Consider the following 18,294-nt stretch of genomic DNA (forward strand, 5'->3'; position numbering starts at 1 on the left):
CACACCCCACAGAGGCTATGCTTAGGAGGTGCACACGCACACCCAAACGGGTGCCCACCACGGGGAACAGCGCAAAGGCGCCCCACCCCCAGCACCCCCGAGTGAAAGAGTTATAGCGGTGACTACCAAACCCGACGACACTGTAAACCTCGAAAAGGCACGCCAGTACGGCCGCGTCTCCGAGGACGGCCACGTCTTCGTCATTGTCGACGGCGAAGAATACGCCGTAGGCCAGCTGCCCGGCGCCTCCGAAGAAGAAGCGCTCAGCTACTTCGCCCGCAAGTTTGAAAACGTCGAGGCGCAGGTTGCCCTGCTCGAATCCCGCCTCGCCAACAACGCCTCCGCCGCAGACCTGCAGAATGGCATCACCTCCATCGGTGCACAGATCGGTGTGCGCAACATGGTCGGTGACTACTCCGGCCTGCAGAAGCGCCTCATCTCCCTCGCAGAGCAGATTGCTGAACTCGGCGAAAAGCAGCAGCAGGCACGCACCGAAAACCGTGAACGCGCCCTCGCCGTCCGCGAAGAAATCGTCGCGGAAGCCGAGCAGATTGCCGGCCAGGACCCCGACCAGATTCACTGGAAGAACTCCCACTCCCGCATGAACGAACTGTTCGAAGCGTGGAAGAAGGCACAGCGCGAAATTCACCTGGCAAAGAGCGTAGAGGACGAGCTGTGGAAGCGTTTCCGTGCAGCCCGCACCACCTTCGACCGCAACCGCCGCGCACACTTCTCGCAGCTGGACGACCGCAACGCACGCATCAAGCGCGCCAAGGAAGAGCTGATTGCACGCGCGGAGGAGCTGTCGACTTCGACTGACTGGTCTGAGACTTCCCGTGCGTACGGTGATCTGATGCGCGCCTGGAAGCAGGTACCCCGCGGCCACCGTCGCGAGGACGACAAGCTGTGGGCACGCTTCCGCGCGGCACAGGACGTGTTCTTCAACGCCCGCAACGAAGCCGAAGCAGCGCAGGACGCAGTCTACGCCGAAAACCTCAAGGTCAAGGAAGCACTGCTCGAAGAAGCACGCGCACTCCTGCCCGTCGAAGACATTGAGGGTGCGAAGGCAGCCTTCGAGAAGATTCTGGACCGCTGGGATGCGGCAGGCCGCGTGCCCCGCAACGACCTGCGCCGTGTAGATGGCGAACTGCGCCGCATTCAGGACGAAATCAACGGCGCCGAAGAGGCAAAGTGGAAGCGCAACGACCCCGCCAAGGCGGCACGCGCGAACTCCCTGCTCGCACAGATTGAGGATTCCCTCGCCGAGCTGGAAGCAGAGCTCGCAGCAGCTGAGAAGGGCGGCGACTCCAAGAAGATTGCCAAGGCTAAGGAAGCTCTGGAGGCGCGCCGTGCCTGGGCAGCAACCCTGCAGGGCTTCGGCAACTAAGGTCTAGCCGACAGTCTAAATAACGCCGAGAAGCCACATGACCACTGACCCCATTGTGGGGCGGTGGGCGTGTGGCTTCTTTGTGTTTGCGGAGTTTATGCGCGCCCACACCCGGTGCAGATGAGGCAGTTCAGGAGTTTTCGATAGGTTAGTGTCTTCACTGCGGGTTAAAGACCCACGGCGAAGACACTAACCTATCGAAAGCCTCTGTCTAAAAGGCAGGCGACCCCGGATGTACCAGGTAGGCGGGAGCCGGTTATGGTTTAGCTTTTTCGGTAATGAGTTAGTGACTTTGGGCTGGGGTTTTAACTATTACTAAAGACGCTAAGTCATGACCGAAATTGCTAAGTCATTACCAAATTTCCACCCGTGTGGAGGCGCCGCCTCTGCAGAATTTGTGCCATGGTTTAGCGTCTTCTGCCATGGTTTTTAACTACGACCAAAGACGCTAACCTATGGCACAATTTTCGGCACACAAAAGCAGGTGGCCTCGAATGCTTATAAACATTCGAGGCCGCCTGCTGCGGTTATTTATATGTTGGGTTAGAACTGGTTTACATGTCGGGCCAGTCTCGGTGCAATGAATACTCCGTGTCCCCATCACCGCTGTCGTTCAAATGCCAGCGCTGACCGGTACGGATATCGGCCTTACGCAGGCGCGGGTTCGGGTTGTCCTTCTTGCCCATGGTGGGATCGTTCTTGCAGCCCCAGCGAGTATCGTCGTAGCTGCAGTCACCTGCCACGCGGCCAACGTCGGTCCACCACACACGAATCAGCAACGGGTCACTGGTTGCCTGCGGGGTCACCTTCATCATCTGCCACGGTCCGCCGTCCACACGGAAACGGGCCGTGTAGTGCACGGTCGCGTACGCGTGGAAGTTACCCGAACGCTGGTAGGCGTAGCTGGTTTCCGTTTGGCGCGGACGTTCACGAGGGTAGGTGGTGACCGGTTTACCTGCGGTGTAGTGGGTTGCTTGGTCGCCGTTGCCGTACTCGATGAAGTACGAGGAGGGCATGAGCTCAATTTCGACGTGTCCGGCGAGCATATCTGCTTCGAGGCGGTAGGGGCCTCCGTCGTCGACGTAGAAGTTGATCTGGTCGCCCTTGTAGATGTTGGGGTCGCCTTCTGCCCTGCCGGTGCCTGCGGGGTTGTTGTAGGACTGGTGGAGGGTGGGCTTGCCCGGCTCTAGCGACTGGGCGGCCTCAATGATTTGCGCCATCATTTGTTCCCAGGTGGGGCCGTCGTTTGCCTTGGATTTAGTGTCTTGAACAGCCTTGATGTCTGAGGGGATGCAACTAGCACTGGTGGGGCTTCTTAACGCATGACCGCGGTCCATGAATCCTGCATCAGTTTCCGGGCTGAGGTTGGTGTGTTTATAGATACCGACTTTTCCTCCCGGGGTTACGCAGTAAAGGACACCGGGGTTATTTTTGGAGGAGTAGACATCAAAGCCATTGGGGTTGTGGCTCTTTTCCCATTCGTGGACTTGGGGTGCAAGCGAAGATTGCTCTTGGCGTTTCGTACTACCTCCGGAAACATCATGTCCATCGTCTCTCAAGCCCACATCTTCTGACTCTGTCTGATCCTGCGGTACAAATATCTGTTCACAGACACTGGCAGAGTTTGGGTTCGTAGCTGCGCACTCTGAATATGAATTGAAGGGTGCCTCTCCTGCATAGGACACAGTCTGGGATATAAATAGTGGTAAAGATGCTAGAAAAATCGCAAACTTGTGACCTCGCATTATTGCTCCTTGCTGACTTTCTTTAGTCCGTTGATAAGCCAGCTACCGTCTGCATAAATTAGAGAAAGATTCCACTTGTTGTTATCTACTTCGCGATTTTCTCGACTCTCCCAGCTGCCGTCCGGCTGAACATACATGACGGAATTCCACTTGCGGTAGACCCTCCAGATGTAGGTTGTTCCATCTTCTGAATAGGGTGCCCCATCTGCTACAAATTCATTGTGTCCATCGATAATCCAACCACCTTTTTGATATAGGCTGCTCATTTCATCATAGAAATTTATTTCTGATTTCAGCGATTGTGATACGTAACGTCGAACTTCAGTAAAATTTCCTGTCTCGACGGCGTAATTACGCCAATTCGACCAGGCTCGAATTGTCTTCTCCAAACCAGAGATAGACTTCTCGCGGTAACCCTCTTCCGGTGCCGGAGGCTTGGGCACATTCTGTGCAGGTCCCTGCCAGTCGGCCTTACGATACTCGCCGTCGGGGGCCTTAGAGCCGCCGGAGTAGCCGCGGACAGTAGACGGAGTGGCACTCGCCGAGGGCGACTCAGACGCCGTGGCTGAAGCCGACGCCGACTCACTCGGTGCGGCGGAGGCGGTGGCTGCCGCCTCATTATTTGCCTGCTGGCCACACGCCGCAAGCAGGGCACCAATGCCCACAAGTGCGCCGCTGCCCAGCAGGGTACGGCGGTTGAAGATGGTCGAATCCATAGAAGATGCGCTCCTATCGTCGGTGATGGTGTGTTGTTTAGTTACTAGTGTCGGGCTGCTTTTGTGGGTCGTATCTGACCTCCGGAAGGAAAACAGCCCCGTAGTGCACCTAACAAGCGCATCAATGCGCCGTAGAACACTACAGTTACCACCCTACCGCATGTTTGCGGTCGTTTGCACCCCGTTGAGCCCCATGACCACATATAGTGGCGTTTGGGTGCAAAAGACGCCAGGACCCCCTAACACTGGGTTACCTGGCGTGGGCGGGCGGGCTATACGGCGAGCGCATACATGTCGCGGAGTGCCTCTTCCGCCTCGTCGAGGGCGTATCCGCTCTGGCAGAGCGCGTCGCAGCGGTTACCGTAACGGAGGCCTGCGAGGAACTCGCGGTCGGTCACCTCCGGCAGGTACACCATCAGGTATTCGCCGTTGTCAGTGAAGAAGTCGTCAATGTTGGCGGCGTCCTGACCGGAGTAGAAGGCGCGGAAGTCTTCGTCATTGTAGTAACCAACCGTGTACATGAGGGGCTCCTTTGGTTGCTCGGCGGAGGGGGGTGAGAACGCGTCATTGTTCTCTACAACCAAAGGTACGGGGCACCCCTGACAAGATAAGGGGCTGCACCGCCCGCGCCGGAGAAAATACGCAAAAAAATATTGCGTGACAAGGGGTTTTCTGGAGGTGCACTCCCCCGCCTCGCACATACGCCGCGCGGAAAATTCGGTCATAGGTTACGGACTTCTGCCATGGTTTTTAACTACGACAGAAGTTGCTAACCCATGGTCGAAATCAGCGCCGGGTAGATTACGTGGCGGGTAACTGGCTGTTTCGATAGGTTAGTGTCTTCACTGCGGGTTAAAGACCCACGGCGAAGACACTAACCTATCGAAAGAGTCCCGACCCTCCCCCATAAACAGCGAGAAGCCACATGTGTTCAAAACACATGTGGCTTCTGAACAGAATTATTCTTGAGCAGACATCATCATTCTCAAATGAGTCTCCCAATCTTCAGGGAATCCCATCTCGCTCACATGACGTAGGCTAAGCGGCATATAGTCAGACTTAATCAGAGTGATAAGTTTGTTCGTCCACGTCGTACCAGGGGAAACACTTCTCAGCATAAAAGCTATCACTAAGAGAGCCCCATACAAGCTTTCGCTCTGCCCTCGCGGAAGTGAGGACAGCTCAGAGATAGTACGAAACACGTTAGTCGAAGCAGGAGTAAAACGCCTATTAAACAAACGCCCATGATGTGCACACACATTGCGCACAATGCTCAGTTGTTCGCACCATCTCGCTAACGGATCCTGTCGATAGTATTTTTTCTTGTGCCGAGCTAGCAAAGCTGTAGCATCGACTTTAAACCCGAATGCAGTCGAAATCTCATGCTGAACAGGTACAGGCAACCCACCATACAAAATAGATATATCTGAGAAATCTAGCGTCTCAGCAAGAACCCAAAAAGGATAACCATCATAGTTATCTGAGTAGTGGCGTACTGCAGCATTACTCTTTTTAGCACGCTCCACACGTCCCATTGCTGTATCGAGCCACCCAGCATGATCAAAGTCAGAACGACACAATTCAGGCTTTGTATAAGCTAACGGGCCGTAAGAAACAACCCATTCCCCAATACGCGCTCGCAACGCCACCTCTATACGTTCAATTCCGTCGTAGATAAGAGTACGCAGTTTCCGGTCGAACTCATACAATCGAGCAACATCGTTGAAGGAAGTTCCTTCAATAAATCTATCATCGCGCTTCGGCTTCTTAGGATTATCTGTAGGCAGTAAAACCCGATACGGATATGAGTATCCAGACAGTCGGTAGTAAGAAATATTAGACAACCATTGTCTAGCAAGCTTATCTTCTACCTGCATGCCACGCTCAGCCATTAATTTCAGCTGTTCGTCAATAGTAGTTGCACTTTTAACCTGTGCACCCATGCTATATAACCTTCCACGTAGAAATCCGGCCCGTCTACTCTGTTGAGAGTAGCGGGCCGAACGGTTAACTCAAGAATACAAAAATCCATACTCCAAAATCAACATTTGAGAGAAATGTCTCAAGCTTACGCTTCCGAGGGCTTCGCGCCCGTCAGGCGGTACGCCTTGTACACGCCCGTCACGTTACGGACCACGTTCAGCACGTGCTCCAGCATGAAACGGTCACCCAGCTCCAGGGCGAAGCGGTCCACCACGGTACGATCCTCCGAGGTGTGCACGCGCGCATCCAGGATGTTCACGCCCGACTCAGAAATCGCACGAATCAGGTCGCTCAGCAGGCCCTTACGGTCCAGAGCCTCCACCTGAATCTGCACACGGTACGTAGCCGACGGCGAAGACGCCCACTCAACCGTGGTCACGCGCGGCTCCTCGTCAGCGTTACGCATGTTCGGGCAGTCGCGGCGGTGCACCGAAATGCCGTTGTAACGGGTCACAATGCCGATAATGTCATCCGGCGGGACCGGGGTGCAGCAGCGCGCAATCTTCGTCAGCACACCCTCAGCACCCGGCACGACCACGCCGTTATCGCCAATCGCCTTGCGGGTTGACTTCAGCAGCGTCTCGTCAAAGTCGCTGACCTCAACCTCGGGTGCCGGCTCGTCACCGCGGTGCACCTCAACCAGGGTGTCAATGACCAGCTTCGGCGAGATCTCGTGCTCACCAATCGCACGGTACAGGGACGCCACATCGTTCTTGTGCAGCAGCTGAGCCACCTGAGTCATAATCTCCGGGCTCATCATCTTCTGCAGCGGCAGCTCACTGTTGCGCATGCTCTTGGTGAGCATCTCGCGGCCGGCAAGCAGCGCCTCCATGCGGCGCTCCTTCGCGAAGTACTGGCGAATCTTCGTGCGAGCGCGCGAGGAGCGAACGAACTTCAGCCAGTCCTCGCTGGGGCCGGCGTCTTCGTTCTTCGTGGTCATAATCTCCACGGTCGCGCCGGTGGGCAGGACCGTGTGCAGCGGCACGAGGCGGCCGTTGACCTTCGCGCCGACGGTGCGGTCGCCGACCTCACTGTGGATGGCGTAGGCGAAGTCCACGGGGGTGGAGCCGTTGGGCAGGGCGATTGCCTCGCCGTTGGGGGTGAGGACCACGATTTCGTCGGTGTCGAGGGTTTCGGCGAGGGACTCGTAGAACTTCTCAGACTCCGGGTTGGAGTTCGAAATCTCGGCAATGGACTGCAAGATTCCAACGTTCATCATCGCCGAGGTCTGGGTGCTCGGCTCCTGCGGGTCCTTCGCGGGCGCGCCAGCACGAGGCGCAACCTTCTCGCCGCGCGATGCCGCCTTGTAACGCCAGTGCGCCGCCACACCGTACTCAGCCTCTTCGTGCATCTTGTACGTGCGAATCTGAATCTCAAGCGGCAGGTTACCCGGACCGTACACGGTCAGGTGTAGCGACTGGTAGTTGTTGTTCTTCGGGTTCTTAATGTAGTCCTTGAACCGGCCGGTCATCGACGGCCACAGGGACAGCACGTGGCCGAGCACGGTGTAGCACTCCGCCTCTTCCTCAACCATGATGCGCACCGCGAGGATGTCGTTAATCTCGTCGAAGCTACGGCCCTTGGTCTTCATCTTCTGATGAATCGAGTAGTAGTGCTTGGGGCGGCCCGTCACGGTCGCGTCGATGCCCACCTCTTTCAGGCGCTCGGTAATCTTGGTGCGCGCCTCGTTCAGGAACTTTTCGAGCGCGGGGGTGCGTTCGCCGACCATGCGCACCATCTCGGCGTAAATCTCCGGGCTCATGGCTGCGAAGGACAGGTCCTCCAGCTCCCACTTAATCGTGTTCAAGCCCAGGCGGTGCGCGAGCGGCGCGTAAATCTTCAGGGTCTCTTCCGCCTTCTTCGCGGCAGAAGCCTGCGGCACAAAACGCCACGTGCGCGCGTTGTGCAGGCGGTCGGCGAGCTTAATGAGCAGCACACGAATGTCCTTGCTCATGGACAGCACGAGCTTACGAATCGTCTCAATGGAGGCGTTCTCGCCGTACGTCATCTTGTCCAGCTTGGTCACGCCGTCGACCAGGTAGGCGACCTCCTCACCGAACTCTTCGGTGAGCTGCTCCATCGTGTAGTCGGTGTCTTCCACCGTGTCGTGCAGCAGGCCGGCGGCGAGCACGGGACCGGTTGCGCCCATCTCCGCAAGAATCGCAGTTACCGCAACCGGGTGGGTGATGTACGGGTCGCCACTCTTACGCTTCTGACCCTCGTGGCAGCGGTTCGCCACCTCGTAGGCACGCTGCAGCACCTGAATGTCCTCATCCGGGTGGTAGCGGCGCACCGCACGCACGACCGGGGCAATCATCGGGGAGAAACGGATGGTGCCGCCGTGCGAATCGGACGCCTCCATCGTGCTGCTGCGGCTACCGAAGACCAGGCGGTTAGGCACACGTCCACCAGCAGCCATGACGCGGTGCGAGCCGCGAACAGCCTTAGCCTGCTGAGGCTCCTGGCTCTCAGCGTTTGCGTTCATTCCGGCTTCTGCACTCATTTTCGGGCTCCTTTGGACGTAACAGCGATGACCTGAGCCCCCGAATCTGCTCGTCGTTGAAAGGCGTGGATGCGGGCGCGCAGTATCTTCTACCTTTATCCTACCCAGCACGCGGATATGAGCCAAAATATGCGCGTAAACTATGCCGCACTGTGACACATTAGACCTGTGAAATATTAGGCCGGCAGGAACAGACCAGCGGGTATAAGACCCCGGGCACGCTAAAGGGGAGCCGACACCTTTCGGTATCGACTCCCCTATCGTTAGCAACGCCAGTAGCGCTGGCGGAACGCTGGCTAACCGTTCAGGTTCACGCGGTGAATCTCAATGGTTGCACGTGCCGGCTTCTTAGCAGGCTTCTCGGTTGCCTTCTCGTCCTCGGTCGCCTTGTCAGCAGATTCCTCAGACTTTGCGGACTTCGCAGCCTTCTCAGCCTCGGCGGGCTCCTCCGAAGAGTCACCCTCAGCCTCGTCAGCATCCTCAGCGTCCTTGAAGCTGCCGCTCTCCACCTTCGCGGTGTGCTCACGAATCTGAGCCTCACCCAAACGCAACGAAGCATACAGCGGAGCAGACACGAACAGCGTACCGAACATGCCCACCAGAATACCCACGAACAGCGACAGGGACAGGTCCTGTAGAGTACCCGCACCCAGGATGAACGCACCAATGAACAGGATCGCGCCCACCGGCAGAACACCCACAATAGCGGTGTTAATCGAACGCACCAGAGTCTGGTTCACCGCCAGGTTAATCTGCTCGGCAAAGGTCGTGTCACGGCGTTCCAGCACATCCTCGGTGTTCTCACGGATCTTATCGAACACCACCACCGAGTCGTACAGCGAGTAGCTCAGAATCGTCAAGAAACCAATAATCGCACTCGGAGTAATCTCGAAGCCGAACGCGGCGTACAGGCCAACCGTCACCACCACGGTGAAGAACAGACCCGCAATCGACGCCAGCGACATCTTCCAGGTGCGGAAGTAGAACGCCATACCAATCAGCGCCAGCACCACAAACGCGACCAGACCCCAGAACGCCTGACGGGTCACATCCGCGCCCCAGGTCGGGCCCACAAACGAGGAGGTCACGTCATTCTCAGAGACGCCGTACGCCTCCTGCAGAGCCGCCTTCACCTGCAGAGTCTCATCATCGCTGAGCTTGCTCATCTGGGCACGAATCGTACCCGGCGCAATATTAGTCACGCGAACATCGGAGGCGTCCTTCGCCTTCTCGTGAATAACGCGCTCACCCGTAGCAGTATCAACGTGCGCGGTCTTCGAGACCACGAACTCCGAACCGCCACGGAAATCAATACCCAGGTTGAAGCCGCCGCTCACCGACGGAATCAGAACCGACACCGCCATCAGCAGCGCAGCCAACGCCAACCACAGGCGGCGCTTACCCACGAAGGGGTACGAGCGGGCACCCGAATGCAGGTCATTACCGAAGCGGGCAAAAGCATTAGGTTTCACATCGGTAGCCATGCTTAGCTCTCCTTCTTCTCATCAGAAGCAGACTCGTCAGCCTCCGCGGCGGCACGCTCTGCACGGCGACGCTCAGCAATGCTCAGCTGTTTCTCCTCCGGGGTGCGGAGGCGACCGGCACCACGGTACAGCGGCGTAGCGCCCAGCGACTCAGGCGACAAGCCCGAGTGGCGGTGGCCCTCACCGAAGTAGCGGGTATTCGCCAGCAGAGTCAGCATCGGGTGGGTGAACAGGTACACGACCACAAGGTCAGCAATCGCAGTCAAACCAAGGGTGAACGCGAAGCCCTTCACCGAACCGACCGACACCACGTACAGCACCACAGCAGCCAGCAGGTTCACAGCCTTCGACGCCAGAATAGTGCGGGATGCACGCTGCCAACCGTGGTTCACCGCCGACGGGATCGTGCGGCCCGCACGGATCTCATCACGGATACGCTCAAAGTAGACGATGAACGAGTCAGCCGTAGCACCAATCGCCACAATCAGACCCGCCACACCAGCCAGGGACAGGCGGTAGTTCAACGCCCAACCCAGCAGCGCAATCGCCTCATACGAGATGATGCCCGCAACAATCAGCGACGCAATCGTCACAAAGCCCAGCAGACGGTACTGGAACAGCGAGTAGACAAACACCAGCAGCAGACCAATCAGGCCGGTCAGCAGACCCACACGCAGCTGCTCCGAACCCAGGGTCGCAGAAATCTGCTGCTCCGATTGGATCGTGAAGCTAATCGGCAGGGCACCGTACTTGAGCTGATCGGCGAGAGCCTTCGCCTCCTGCTCGGTGAAGTTACCGGTAATCTGCGGCTTACCGTCAGAAATCACAGCCTGCGACACCGGGGAAGACAGCACCTTGCCGTCCAGCAGAATCGCGAAGCGGGCACGCGGATCATTTGCGTTCTGTGCACGAATCGCGTTCAGGCGAGAAGTAATGTTCTGGAACTTCTCACGAGCCTCATCGTTGAACTGAATGTTCACAGCCCAACGGCCCGTAGTCACGCCCTGACCGGTCGTCTCCTGCGAGTGGCTTGCGGTAGAAATATCGCTACCGCTCAGCTCCACAGGACCCAGAATGTACTTCTCCTGACCGTCAGTGGAACACGCCACCATCGGCTTAGTCGGGTCCGCACTATCGGCGTCCTCATTACGTGCCGCGGTGCAGTCCTTCGCCTCGTACTGCTTGTACAGGTCCGCAGTAATCCAGTTACGGTCCGAACCATCAGTCGGCTCCGCAGTCGGCTTGGGCAGCTTATCGTCCGCAGTGCGGGCATCCTCAGCCACCGCAGTACCGGCACCAGAGACCAGCACCGGGCGGAACGTCATATTTGCAGACGCCTGAATCAGCTGACGAGTCTCAGCGCTAATCGTTCCGGGAACCGAAACAACCACGTTATTACCCGAGCCGAAGGAGGTGGTAACCTCCGCTTCCGAAACGCCGGCACCATCAACGCGCTGACGAATAATCTCAACCGCCTGGTTCAACTGCTCCTGGGTGACGTTCTCATCCGAAGAGCCATTGACCTTCGGAGAAAGAATCATCTGAGTACCACCCGAAAGGTCCAGGGCGAGCTTCGGTGCCCAAGAACCTCCCGAGTAGGTGCTACCGAAAATACCGGCAGCCATAACAACCATGAGCAGGACCATCGAGAGGAGCGCCCCTCGCGCGGCTGCAAGCGGTGAACGCTTAGCCATAATGTTCCTTCTTCGTGTGAATAGAATTGAGTGTTCTACAGATTCCGTAACGCGAAAACCCGACGCCGCTCATGGGGCGCCGGGCTCATACGCGCTGAATTACTTAGCAGTATCAGAAGAGGTATCGGAAGCGGGAGCTTCGGATGCGGTAGCCTCGTACGCGTCCTCGGTCAGGGGTGCCGCGGGGGCCTCCTCCTCAACAAGGTTCAGGATCGCATTCATGGACGCAGTAATCACAACGCCCTCTGCAATCTGAAGCTGCAGCTTGTTGTTCTCAAAGTCAGTGCTGACAACGGTGCCGTAAACGCCGGAAGCAGTCATCACCTGATCACCGGGAACGAGCGCACGTCGCATTGCCTGCAGCTCCTCCATCTGCTTACGCTGACGCTTCTGTGCAGAGAACATCATCCATGCCAGCAGCGCCATCATGGCAATCATAATCAGGAGGTTAAAATCCATGGTCTCACTTTCACATCCGCACCCGTGCCGCTCACCGCGAGGGTTGAGCGTACCAGAAGGTGTGGAATCGTAGATACAGTACGTATCCATCCTACGCGAGAGCATGAGCTTTAGCGCCCCGAACCAGCGTTTTTGTGAGGTTAACCTGAGTTTTGGACTCTCTCGGCGTAATTTTATGTCACTGGTAAAGACCAGCAGAGCCCGGCAGAGCCTAATGGAACCCCGACAGTGCCTGCAGAAGAGCTACCGGGGGGGGCAAAGAGAAGCCCGCAGGAGGCGGATACCTCCCACGGGCTACTACAGTGTTATCAGCTGGTGCGCATCTAGAGCTGGTGCGGACCTAAAGCTGAATCTCCGGGGCCTCCAAGCCGAGGTGCTCCCACGCCGCAGGCAGAGCCACACGACCGCGCGGGGTACGACCGATCAGGCCCTCACGCACCAGATACGGCTCGGCAACCGTCTCCACGGTCTCCGTCTCTTCACCCACCGCAATGGCGAGGGTGGACAGACCCACCGGGCCGCCGCCGAACTTGTGAATCAGCGCCTCCAGCACGGCGCGGTCCAGGCGGTCCAGGCCGCGCGAATCCACCTCGTACATATCCAGCGCAGTTGCAGCATCGGCCGCATTGATGCGGTCCACGCCGTTCACCAGCGCCCAGTCACGCACACGACGCAGCAGACGGTTCGCAATACGCGGCGTGCCGCGGGAACGACCGGCAATCTCCGTGAAACCCTCGGAAGTAATCTGCATATCCATCAGACCCGCGCTGCGGCGCAGCACCAGCTCCAGCTCCTCCACCGAGTAGAACTCCAAGTGACCGGTAAAGCCGAAGCGGTCACGCAGAGGGCCGGGCAGCAGACCCGCACGAGTCGTCGCACCCACCAGGGTGAACTGCGGCAGCTCCAGCGGAATGGAAGTCGCACCCGCGCCCTTACCGACGACAATATCCACACGGAAATCTTCCATCGCCATGTAGAGCATTTCTTCAGCAGGGCGGCTCATACGGTGAATCTCATCCAGGAACAAAACCTCACCGGGAGTCAGCGAAGACAGAATCGCCGCCAAATCACCCGAATGCTGAATCGCCGGGCCGGAGGTGATGCGCAACGGCGCCTCCATCTCTGCCGCAATAATCATTGCAAGAGTGGTCTTACCCAGACCGGGAGGGCCCGACAGCAGCACATGGTCGGCGCTACGGCCACGCATCTTCGAAGCCTCCAGCACCAGGGACAGCTGTTGACGCACACGGCGCTGCCCCACAAAGTCATCCAGGGACTTAGGGCGCAGTGCCGCCTCAATCATCTTTTCTTCAGGCTCTTCTTCCATCGCCACAAGGCGCTGGGCGGGAGCTGAAGACGCCTGAGTGCCGGGCACCTGACCGGGAAAATACCCGCCGGAAACCAGGGACGCCGCGGGCTGCGGCTCATAGGGATTCTGGCTCATAGAATTCTTCTTTCACAAAAGTTTGAGTGGGATACGTCTGACAGGGGCGCGCCGTCTAGTGGCGGCCCACCGTGTTCTGAGTACCCAAGGAGGCGAGCACACCGCGCAGAGCCACACCCACCGGCTCGGTCTCTGCGGCAGGGTTGTGCTTCACGTAGGCATCAATGGCGGCGGAAGCGTCCTTCTCGCTCCAGCCCAGGGAGGTGAGGGCGTCAAGCACCTGCGGCTTCCAAACAATACCCTGGCTCAGCGGCAGCTCATCGGTCTGACCATCACTGAGAATCAGCTTGCCGGCAAGCTCCAGCACAATACGGCGGGCACCCTTCGGGCCAATACCGGGAACCTTCGTGAACGCCTTATCGTCACCGGTCGCCACGGCGCGCTCCACCTCAGCGGCAGTGTGAACGCTCAACACCGCCAGCGCAATACGCGGACCAATACCGGAAACCGAAAGCATCATATCGAACACTTCACGCTCGGCAGGCTCCGAAAAACCGTAGAGAGTCATCGACTCTTCACGCACAATCATGGTGGTCAGCACGGTAGCTTCCTCACCGGTGCGCAACTTGGAGAGAGTACGCGCAGTGGCGTACACGAGCATGCCGAAACCGTTCACGTTAATCACCGCATGATCAAGGCCCACCTGAGCCACACGACCGGTCAGGGATGCAATCATTTCTCTCCACCTTTCAACACCGCGCCCAGGAATGAGGCTCGCGGCAGTGTGAGGGCACCGGAAACTCCGGCACCCACAGAACGCACTCCCCCAGTTCAACGGGGAGACACTACAAGTATATTAGAATATTTCTTCTGAAATCAAGCATATATTCGAACTTCTTAGCGAATACATGCGAGCCAGCAGAAGGCGGTACACAGGCCAACGACGGCACCACCTAGCGGCGAGCGCGCGCCTCCGCTTCCATCCAGGCACGCTGCGCCGGAGTCAACGACCCACCGCGACGAGCCTGCGCCGGGCGCGAACCCTGGTGCGTCTGCGTCTGAGCAGACATATTGATGCCCGAACCAATACCGCCGCCACGCCAACCGTGACAGATCGCAATCGCCAGAGCATCGGCAGCATCGGCGGGCTTCGGCATGGAATCCAGACCCAAAATACGGGTCACCATACGACCCACCGACGCCTTATCGGCACGGCCGCTACCGGTCACCGCCGCCTTCACCTCCGACGGGGTATGAAAGAACACCGGCACGCCGCGCATTGCCGCCGCAGAAATCACCGCGCCCGAAGCATGCGCCGTACCAATCACCGTGTTCACCTGCTCCTGAGCGAAGATACGCTCAATCGCCAGGGCATCCGGCTTGTAGGTGTCGAGCCAGTGGGAGGCGGCGTTGAAAATCCAGAGAATACGCTGGTCCAGGGACTCCGCCGGGACCGTGCCGGCAACACCCACGTTTACGAAGTGCGCCTTACGGTCGGCGGTCATATCGAGCATGGAGAAGCCGCAGCGGGTCAGACCCGGGTCCACACCCATGATGCGGGTGGCACCCGGCACGCGCTCCACAGCGGCGGCGGTACGGTTCTCACGCATGCTATCGCGTGCGGCAGGTTGAGCGGCAGCCATCATCTCCCCTTTCGACAAATTCCCTAGAGAATCTCTAGATTCCAGCCCTCCAGAATCTAGTCCTCCAGAATCCTAGCACCCGGCACCGGGGCACGCCACGGGAACGGTCACCGCGCGCCGCCCAAGTCCCCCGTGCCTCCCAAAAATAAACCCCAGACGCTAAGAAGCCACTCCCCCAACCAGCCAGCCACCGTGCGGCGGGTCGGTCAAAGGAGCGGCTTCTTCAAGCATCAGATATCAGAATCCGAGTGATTACTCAGCTGTGATTACTCAGCTTCCAGCTCTGCCATAACCTCGTCAGAGACGTTAGCGTTCGAGTAGACGTTCTGAACGTCGTCGAGCTCTTCAATAGCGTCTGCCAGCTTCAGGAACTTCTTAGCGCCGTCAGCGTCCAGGTCAACCTGCATGGTCGGGCGGAAGACCGGGTCATCGTTGTTGTACTGCAGGCCAGCCTCGTCCAGAGCCTTACGGATCTCGGGCAGGTCGGTTGCTGCGGAGACAACGGTGAACACGTCGCCCTCGTCCAGAACCTCTTCAGCGCCTGCATCCAGGACAGCCATCAGAACGTCGTCCTCGGTCAGACCGTCAGTCTTGGTGACCTCAGCAACGCCCTTACGCTCGAACAGGAACGCAACCGAACCCTGGTCGGCCATGGTGCCGCCGTTGCGGGTCACAGCCAGGCGAACCTCAGACGCTGCACGGTTACGGTTATCGGTCAGACACTCAATGTACAGAGCGGTACCCTGCGGGCCGCGTGCTTCGTACATGATTTCGGTGTAGTCAATGGTCTCACCGGTCAGGCCAGCGCCACGCTTGATTGCGCGGTCAATGTTGTCGTTAGGAACGGAGTTCTTCTTCGCCTTCGACACAGCAAGGTCAAGAGCGGGGTTACCAGCAATATCAGCGCCGCCCATACGTGCTGCAACTTCAATTGCCTTAATGAACTTCGCGAAAGCCTTCGCGCGCTTAGCGTCGATAGCAGCCTTCTTGTGCTTAGTAGTCGCCCATTTAGAGTGACCCGACATTCGTATCTCCCTTAGTCAAAACCTCTGCACGGACACGGCGAAACGCCCCGCGCACTGTACTATAACTCAATCAACTATACCGTAGCGGAGGCGCACACCACCTCAAAAAGTGCACGCCACCGCCCGGAATAGGATGCTAGCGGGGGCGAGACGCAGCCGAAGCGCGCGCCTTCTCCACCAGCGAGTCGTCAATCGTGTTCGGCGTGAACTCGCCAAACTTACGCTTTGCCGCCTGCTCAATCAGGTAGTCCGAAATCTTCGGGTTCTTCGGTAGCAGCGAACCGTGCAGGTAGGTGCCAATCACGTTGTGTACGCGCGCACCCTCGTACGCATCGGTCACGTTGTTGCCGTCGCCCTTGGTGACGGTAGCCAGCGGGGTGCAACCCTCGCCCAGGTAGGTCAGGCCCGAGTGGTTCTCAAAACCAATCACGGTGCCGAACTCCGCAGACTCCTCAACAATGTTGCCAATCAGGCGGTCATCGCCGCCGACCGTGTGCGCATCAAAAATGCCGATACCCTTCAGCACCTCACCCTCACGGGTGCGGAATTCCTTGCCGAACAGCTGGTACAGGCCACAAATGACGAGCATCGGCACGCCAGCCTCAGCCAGCGAGCGCAACGTGTCACCGTTCGCGTGCAGGTCATCCTGAATCACGGACTGACCCGAGTCCTGGCCGCCGCCACCCAGAATAATGTCAACATCTTCCGGGAAAGGCTGACCGGGGTTGTGGTCCAGAATCTGCACGTCAAAGCCGTGCGCCTGCGCGCGACGAGCCAACGCCAGAGTGTTACCCCAGTCGCCGTAAATGTTCATGTCGAGCGGGTACAGCTGCAGAATACGCAGAGTCTTACCGTTATTGGGGCCGGAGGCGGGGGTGCCCTCAAAAGTGTGAGTTGCCGTCATTAGGAGACCCTCTCAACGTCAGTGATCTTTGCGAGCTCTTCACGCAGAGCCAGCATTGCGGTGTAGGTGCAGAAAATACGCATGGGCGCGTTACCGCTGGAGGCAATGAAGCCCTTGAGCGCATCGGCGAGGTTCTCGTTGACATCGTCAACCTTCACGCCGTCATGATCCAGACGCAGCGCCATATCCCAGGCACGCACACCCGAAACCATCTGCACGCCGGTCTTCTTCAAGCTGTCGAAGTCAACATCCCACAGCCAGGACACGTCACGACCGTCAGCGTACTGGTCGTTAATCGTGATCATGGTGGCATAGTCGTCAGCGTTCGCGCTCGCCAGGGACAGGCGGAAACCGCTCGGGTTCTTCACCAGCAGCAGCTGCAGCGGGCGGCCGTTCACGTTCAGAGTCTCACCGCGACCGAAGGCGGGGGTAATCTTCGCCAGCTCCGCAATGAGCTTATCTTCGTTGAGCTTCTCGCCCATGACGGCGCGGGTCAGCGCCATAGCGCCAGCCGCGTTGAAGATGTTGTAAATGCCGTAGAGGTTAATCTCGCCAACTCGCTCCACACCCGCCAGGTCGAAGGTTGCGGAGGTGCCGGAGAACGCGGTCAGGGTGACGTCAGCCTCGGGCAGGGTTGCCTTCGCGACAGTGCCGCCGCGCATCTCATCATCCGAAGGGAAGTACGAGCGCAGGGACTCATCCAGACCGTAATACTTGACGGTCACGCCCGGCTGCACGTTCTCAGCGAGGGAGCGGATGCGCGGATCCTCACGGTTGAGCACCACGGTGCCGGTCGTTGCGGAGGCGACGGTCGCCAGCATGCGGCGGGTCGTGTCAATCTCACCGAAGCGGTCCAGCTGGTCACGCAGAACGTTCAGCAGCAGAGCGTAATCGGGCTTGACTGCCTTGACGAAGTGCACGGCGTGCGCCTCGTCCAGCTCAAGCACAGCAATATCAGCATCAAGCTTACCGCCGAGGGTCATCTCGCCCAGCAGTGCCGCGGCGACACCGCGCACAAAGTTCGAACCGGTGCGGTTAGTGAAAACCTTCAGACCCTGAGCTTCAAGCAGCTGCACAGCCATCTTCGTGGTGGTGGTCTTACCGTTCGTGCCGGAGACAACAACCACGCCGTAGGGCAGCTTCGCGAGCTCTTCAGCGACGAAGTCGGGGTGCAATTTTTCCATGACAAGGCCGGGGAAGGCGGAGCCGCCGCCGCGAAGCTTAGTCGCGGCGCGTACGCCCTGGCCGAGAAGACGAATGAGGGGTTTGGACATGCTTACCATTTTAGTACACGCACGCCAGCGGCTGAATGGTCCGCCGGGCCCGTTCGCTCATGCCGGACGGGGCGGGGTTACTGGGGTTTTAGT

The 18,294-nt window shown here is 58.4% G+C and carries 15 protein-coding genes; 1 reads left to right on the forward strand and 14 read right to left on the reverse strand.

Going from position 1 to position 18,294, the window contains the following annotated elements; all coding sequences use genetic code 11:
• Nucleotides 1-118: 118 nt before the first annotated feature.
• Nucleotides 119-1,387, forward strand: a complete 1,269-nt coding sequence (locus tag HXO69_RS06440) for a DUF349 domain-containing protein (RefSeq protein WP_296546031.1) — start codon at nucleotides 119-121, stop codon at nucleotides 1,385-1,387.
• A 554-nt stretch (nucleotides 1,388-1,941) separates the two neighbouring features.
• Here HXO69_RS06440 and HXO69_RS06445 read toward each other — a convergent pair.
• From HXO69_RS06445 to HXO69_RS06510, 14 genes are all read right to left on the reverse strand, one after another.
• Nucleotides 1,942-2,724 carry a hypothetical protein gene (locus tag HXO69_RS06445; protein ID WP_296546033.1) on the reverse strand — a complete coding sequence of 261 codons (783 nt, stop codon included), beginning with the start codon at nucleotides 2,722-2,724 and terminating at the stop codon, nucleotides 1,942-1,944.
• Nucleotides 2,725-3,131: 407 nt separating this feature from the next.
• Nucleotides 3,132-3,848: a DUF6318 family protein gene (locus HXO69_RS06450; RefSeq protein ID WP_296546034.1), complete on the reverse strand. Its 717-nt coding sequence runs from the start codon at nucleotides 3,846-3,848 to the stop codon at nucleotides 3,132-3,134.
• A 272-nt stretch (nucleotides 3,849-4,120) separates the two neighbouring features.
• Nucleotides 4,121-4,369, reverse strand: coding sequence for a hypothetical protein (locus tag HXO69_RS06455; RefSeq protein WP_296546035.1), 249 nt, complete (start codon nucleotides 4,367-4,369; stop codon nucleotides 4,121-4,123).
• Nucleotides 4,370-4,807: 438 nt separating this feature from the next.
• Entirely contained in the window at nucleotides 4,808-5,791 is a 984-nt protein-coding gene (locus tag HXO69_RS06460) for an Abi family protein (protein ID WP_296546036.1), read from the reverse strand.
• 125 nt (nucleotides 5,792-5,916) lie between these two features.
• Nucleotides 5,917-8,334, reverse strand: a complete 2,418-nt coding sequence (locus HXO69_RS06465; RefSeq protein WP_296546037.1) for a bifunctional (p)ppGpp synthetase/guanosine-3',5'-bis(diphosphate) 3'-pyrophosphohydrolase — start codon at nucleotides 8,332-8,334, stop codon at nucleotides 5,917-5,919.
• Between the two features lie 296 nt (nucleotides 8,335-8,630).
• Nucleotides 8,631-9,818 (reverse strand): protein translocase subunit SecF, encoded by a 1,188-nt coding sequence (secF, locus tag HXO69_RS06470; RefSeq protein WP_296546038.1) that lies wholly within the window; start codon nucleotides 9,816-9,818, stop codon nucleotides 8,631-8,633.
• Between the two features lie 2 nt (nucleotides 9,819-9,820).
• Nucleotides 9,821-11,512, reverse strand: coding sequence for a protein translocase subunit SecD (gene secD / locus HXO69_RS06475; RefSeq protein WP_296546039.1), 1,692 nt, complete (start codon nucleotides 11,510-11,512; stop codon nucleotides 9,821-9,823).
• A gap of 99 nt (nucleotides 11,513-11,611) precedes the next feature.
• Nucleotides 11,612-11,971 carry a preprotein translocase subunit YajC gene (yajC, locus tag HXO69_RS06480; protein ID WP_296546041.1) on the reverse strand — a complete coding sequence of 120 codons (360 nt, stop codon included), beginning with the start codon at nucleotides 11,969-11,971 and terminating at the stop codon, nucleotides 11,612-11,614.
• A 340-nt stretch (nucleotides 11,972-12,311) separates the two neighbouring features.
• The gene (gene ruvB / locus HXO69_RS06485; RefSeq protein WP_296546046.1) at nucleotides 12,312-13,298 is read right to left on the reverse strand and encodes a Holliday junction branch migration DNA helicase RuvB; all 987 of its coding nucleotides are present in this window, start codon (nucleotides 13,296-13,298) and stop codon (nucleotides 12,312-12,314) included.
• A gap of 172 nt (nucleotides 13,299-13,470) precedes the next feature.
• The gene (gene ruvA / locus HXO69_RS06490; protein WP_070847803.1) at nucleotides 13,471-14,091 is read right to left on the reverse strand and encodes a Holliday junction branch migration protein RuvA; all 621 of its coding nucleotides are present in this window, start codon (nucleotides 14,089-14,091) and stop codon (nucleotides 13,471-13,473) included.
• Nucleotides 14,092-14,308: 217 nt separating this feature from the next.
• Nucleotides 14,309-14,998: a crossover junction endodeoxyribonuclease RuvC gene (gene ruvC / locus HXO69_RS06495; RefSeq protein ID WP_296546043.1), complete on the reverse strand. Its 690-nt coding sequence runs from the start codon at nucleotides 14,996-14,998 to the stop codon at nucleotides 14,309-14,311.
• A gap of 266 nt (nucleotides 14,999-15,264) precedes the next feature.
• Nucleotides 15,265-16,023 carry a YebC/PmpR family DNA-binding transcriptional regulator gene (locus tag HXO69_RS06500; protein WP_070738505.1) on the reverse strand — a complete coding sequence of 253 codons (759 nt, stop codon included), beginning with the start codon at nucleotides 16,021-16,023 and terminating at the stop codon, nucleotides 15,265-15,267.
• Between the two features lie 136 nt (nucleotides 16,024-16,159).
• Nucleotides 16,160-16,927 carry a type 1 glutamine amidotransferase gene (locus HXO69_RS06505; RefSeq protein WP_296546044.1) on the reverse strand — a complete coding sequence of 256 codons (768 nt, stop codon included), beginning with the start codon at nucleotides 16,925-16,927 and terminating at the stop codon, nucleotides 16,160-16,162.
• On the reverse strand, nucleotides 16,927-18,210 hold the full coding sequence (locus HXO69_RS06510) for a Mur ligase family protein (RefSeq protein WP_049353261.1): 1,284 nt from the start codon (nucleotides 18,208-18,210) through the stop codon (nucleotides 16,927-16,929). The genes HXO69_RS06505 and HXO69_RS06510 overlap by 1 nt, the downstream gene beginning before the upstream one ends.
• Between the last annotated feature and the right edge of the window lie 84 nt (nucleotides 18,211-18,294).

This window comes from Rothia sp. (in: high G+C Gram-positive bacteria), assembly GCF_015265375.1.
Classification (GTDB): domain Bacteria; phylum Actinomycetota; class Actinomycetes; order Actinomycetales; family Micrococcaceae; genus Rothia.

What these genes read in the sequence shown, in the direction of transcription:
- HXO69_RS06450 (WP_296546034.1), bottom strand. Translation starts at nt 3,848, where the DNA reads ATGGATTCGACCATCTTCAACCGCCGTACCCTGCTGGGCAGCGGCGCA.
- HXO69_RS06455 (WP_296546035.1), bottom strand. Translation starts at nt 4,369, where the DNA reads ATGTACACGGTTGGTTACTACAATGACGAAGACTTCCGCGCCTTCTAC.
- yajC (WP_296546041.1), bottom strand. Translation starts at nt 11,971, where the DNA reads ATGGATTTTAACCTCCTGATTATGATTGCCATGATGGCGCTGCTGGCA.
- HXO69_RS06505 (WP_296546044.1), bottom strand. Translation starts at nt 16,927, where the DNA reads ATGACGGCAACTCACACTTTTGAGGGCACCCCCGCCTCCGGCCCCAAT.
- ruvC (WP_296546043.1), bottom strand. Translation starts at nt 14,998, where the DNA reads ATGGCTGCCGCTCAACCTGCCGCACGCGATAGCATGCGTGAGAACCGT.
- secF (WP_296546038.1), bottom strand. Translation starts at nt 9,818, where the DNA reads ATGGCTACCGATGTGAAACCTAATGCTTTTGCCCGCTTCGGTAATGAC.
- ruvB (WP_296546046.1), bottom strand. Translation starts at nt 13,298, where the DNA reads ATGGAAGAAGAGCCTGAAGAAAAGATGATTGAGGCGGCACTGCGCCCT.
- HXO69_RS06465 (WP_296546037.1), bottom strand. Translation starts at nt 8,334, where the DNA reads ATGAGTGCAGAAGCCGGAATGAACGCAAACGCTGAGAGCCAGGAGCCT.
- HXO69_RS06510 (WP_049353261.1), bottom strand. Translation starts at nt 18,210, where the DNA reads ATGGTAAGCATGTCCAAACCCCTCATTCGTCTTCTCGGCCAGGGCGTA.
- ruvA (WP_070847803.1), bottom strand. Translation starts at nt 14,091, where the DNA reads ATGATTGCATCCCTGACCGGTCGTGTGGCTCAGGTGGGCCTTGATCAT.
- HXO69_RS06500 (WP_070738505.1), bottom strand. Translation starts at nt 16,023, where the DNA reads ATGTCGGGTCACTCTAAATGGGCGACTACTAAGCACAAGAAGGCTGCT.
- secD (WP_296546039.1), bottom strand. Translation starts at nt 11,512, where the DNA reads ATGGCTAAGCGTTCACCGCTTGCAGCCGCGCGAGGGGCGCTCCTCTCG.
- HXO69_RS06445 (WP_296546033.1), bottom strand. Translation starts at nt 2,724, where the DNA reads ATGGACCGCGGTCATGCGTTAAGAAGCCCCACCAGTGCTAGTTGCATC.
- HXO69_RS06460 (WP_296546036.1), bottom strand. Translation starts at nt 5,791, where the DNA reads ATGGGTGCACAGGTTAAAAGTGCAACTACTATTGACGAACAGCTGAAA.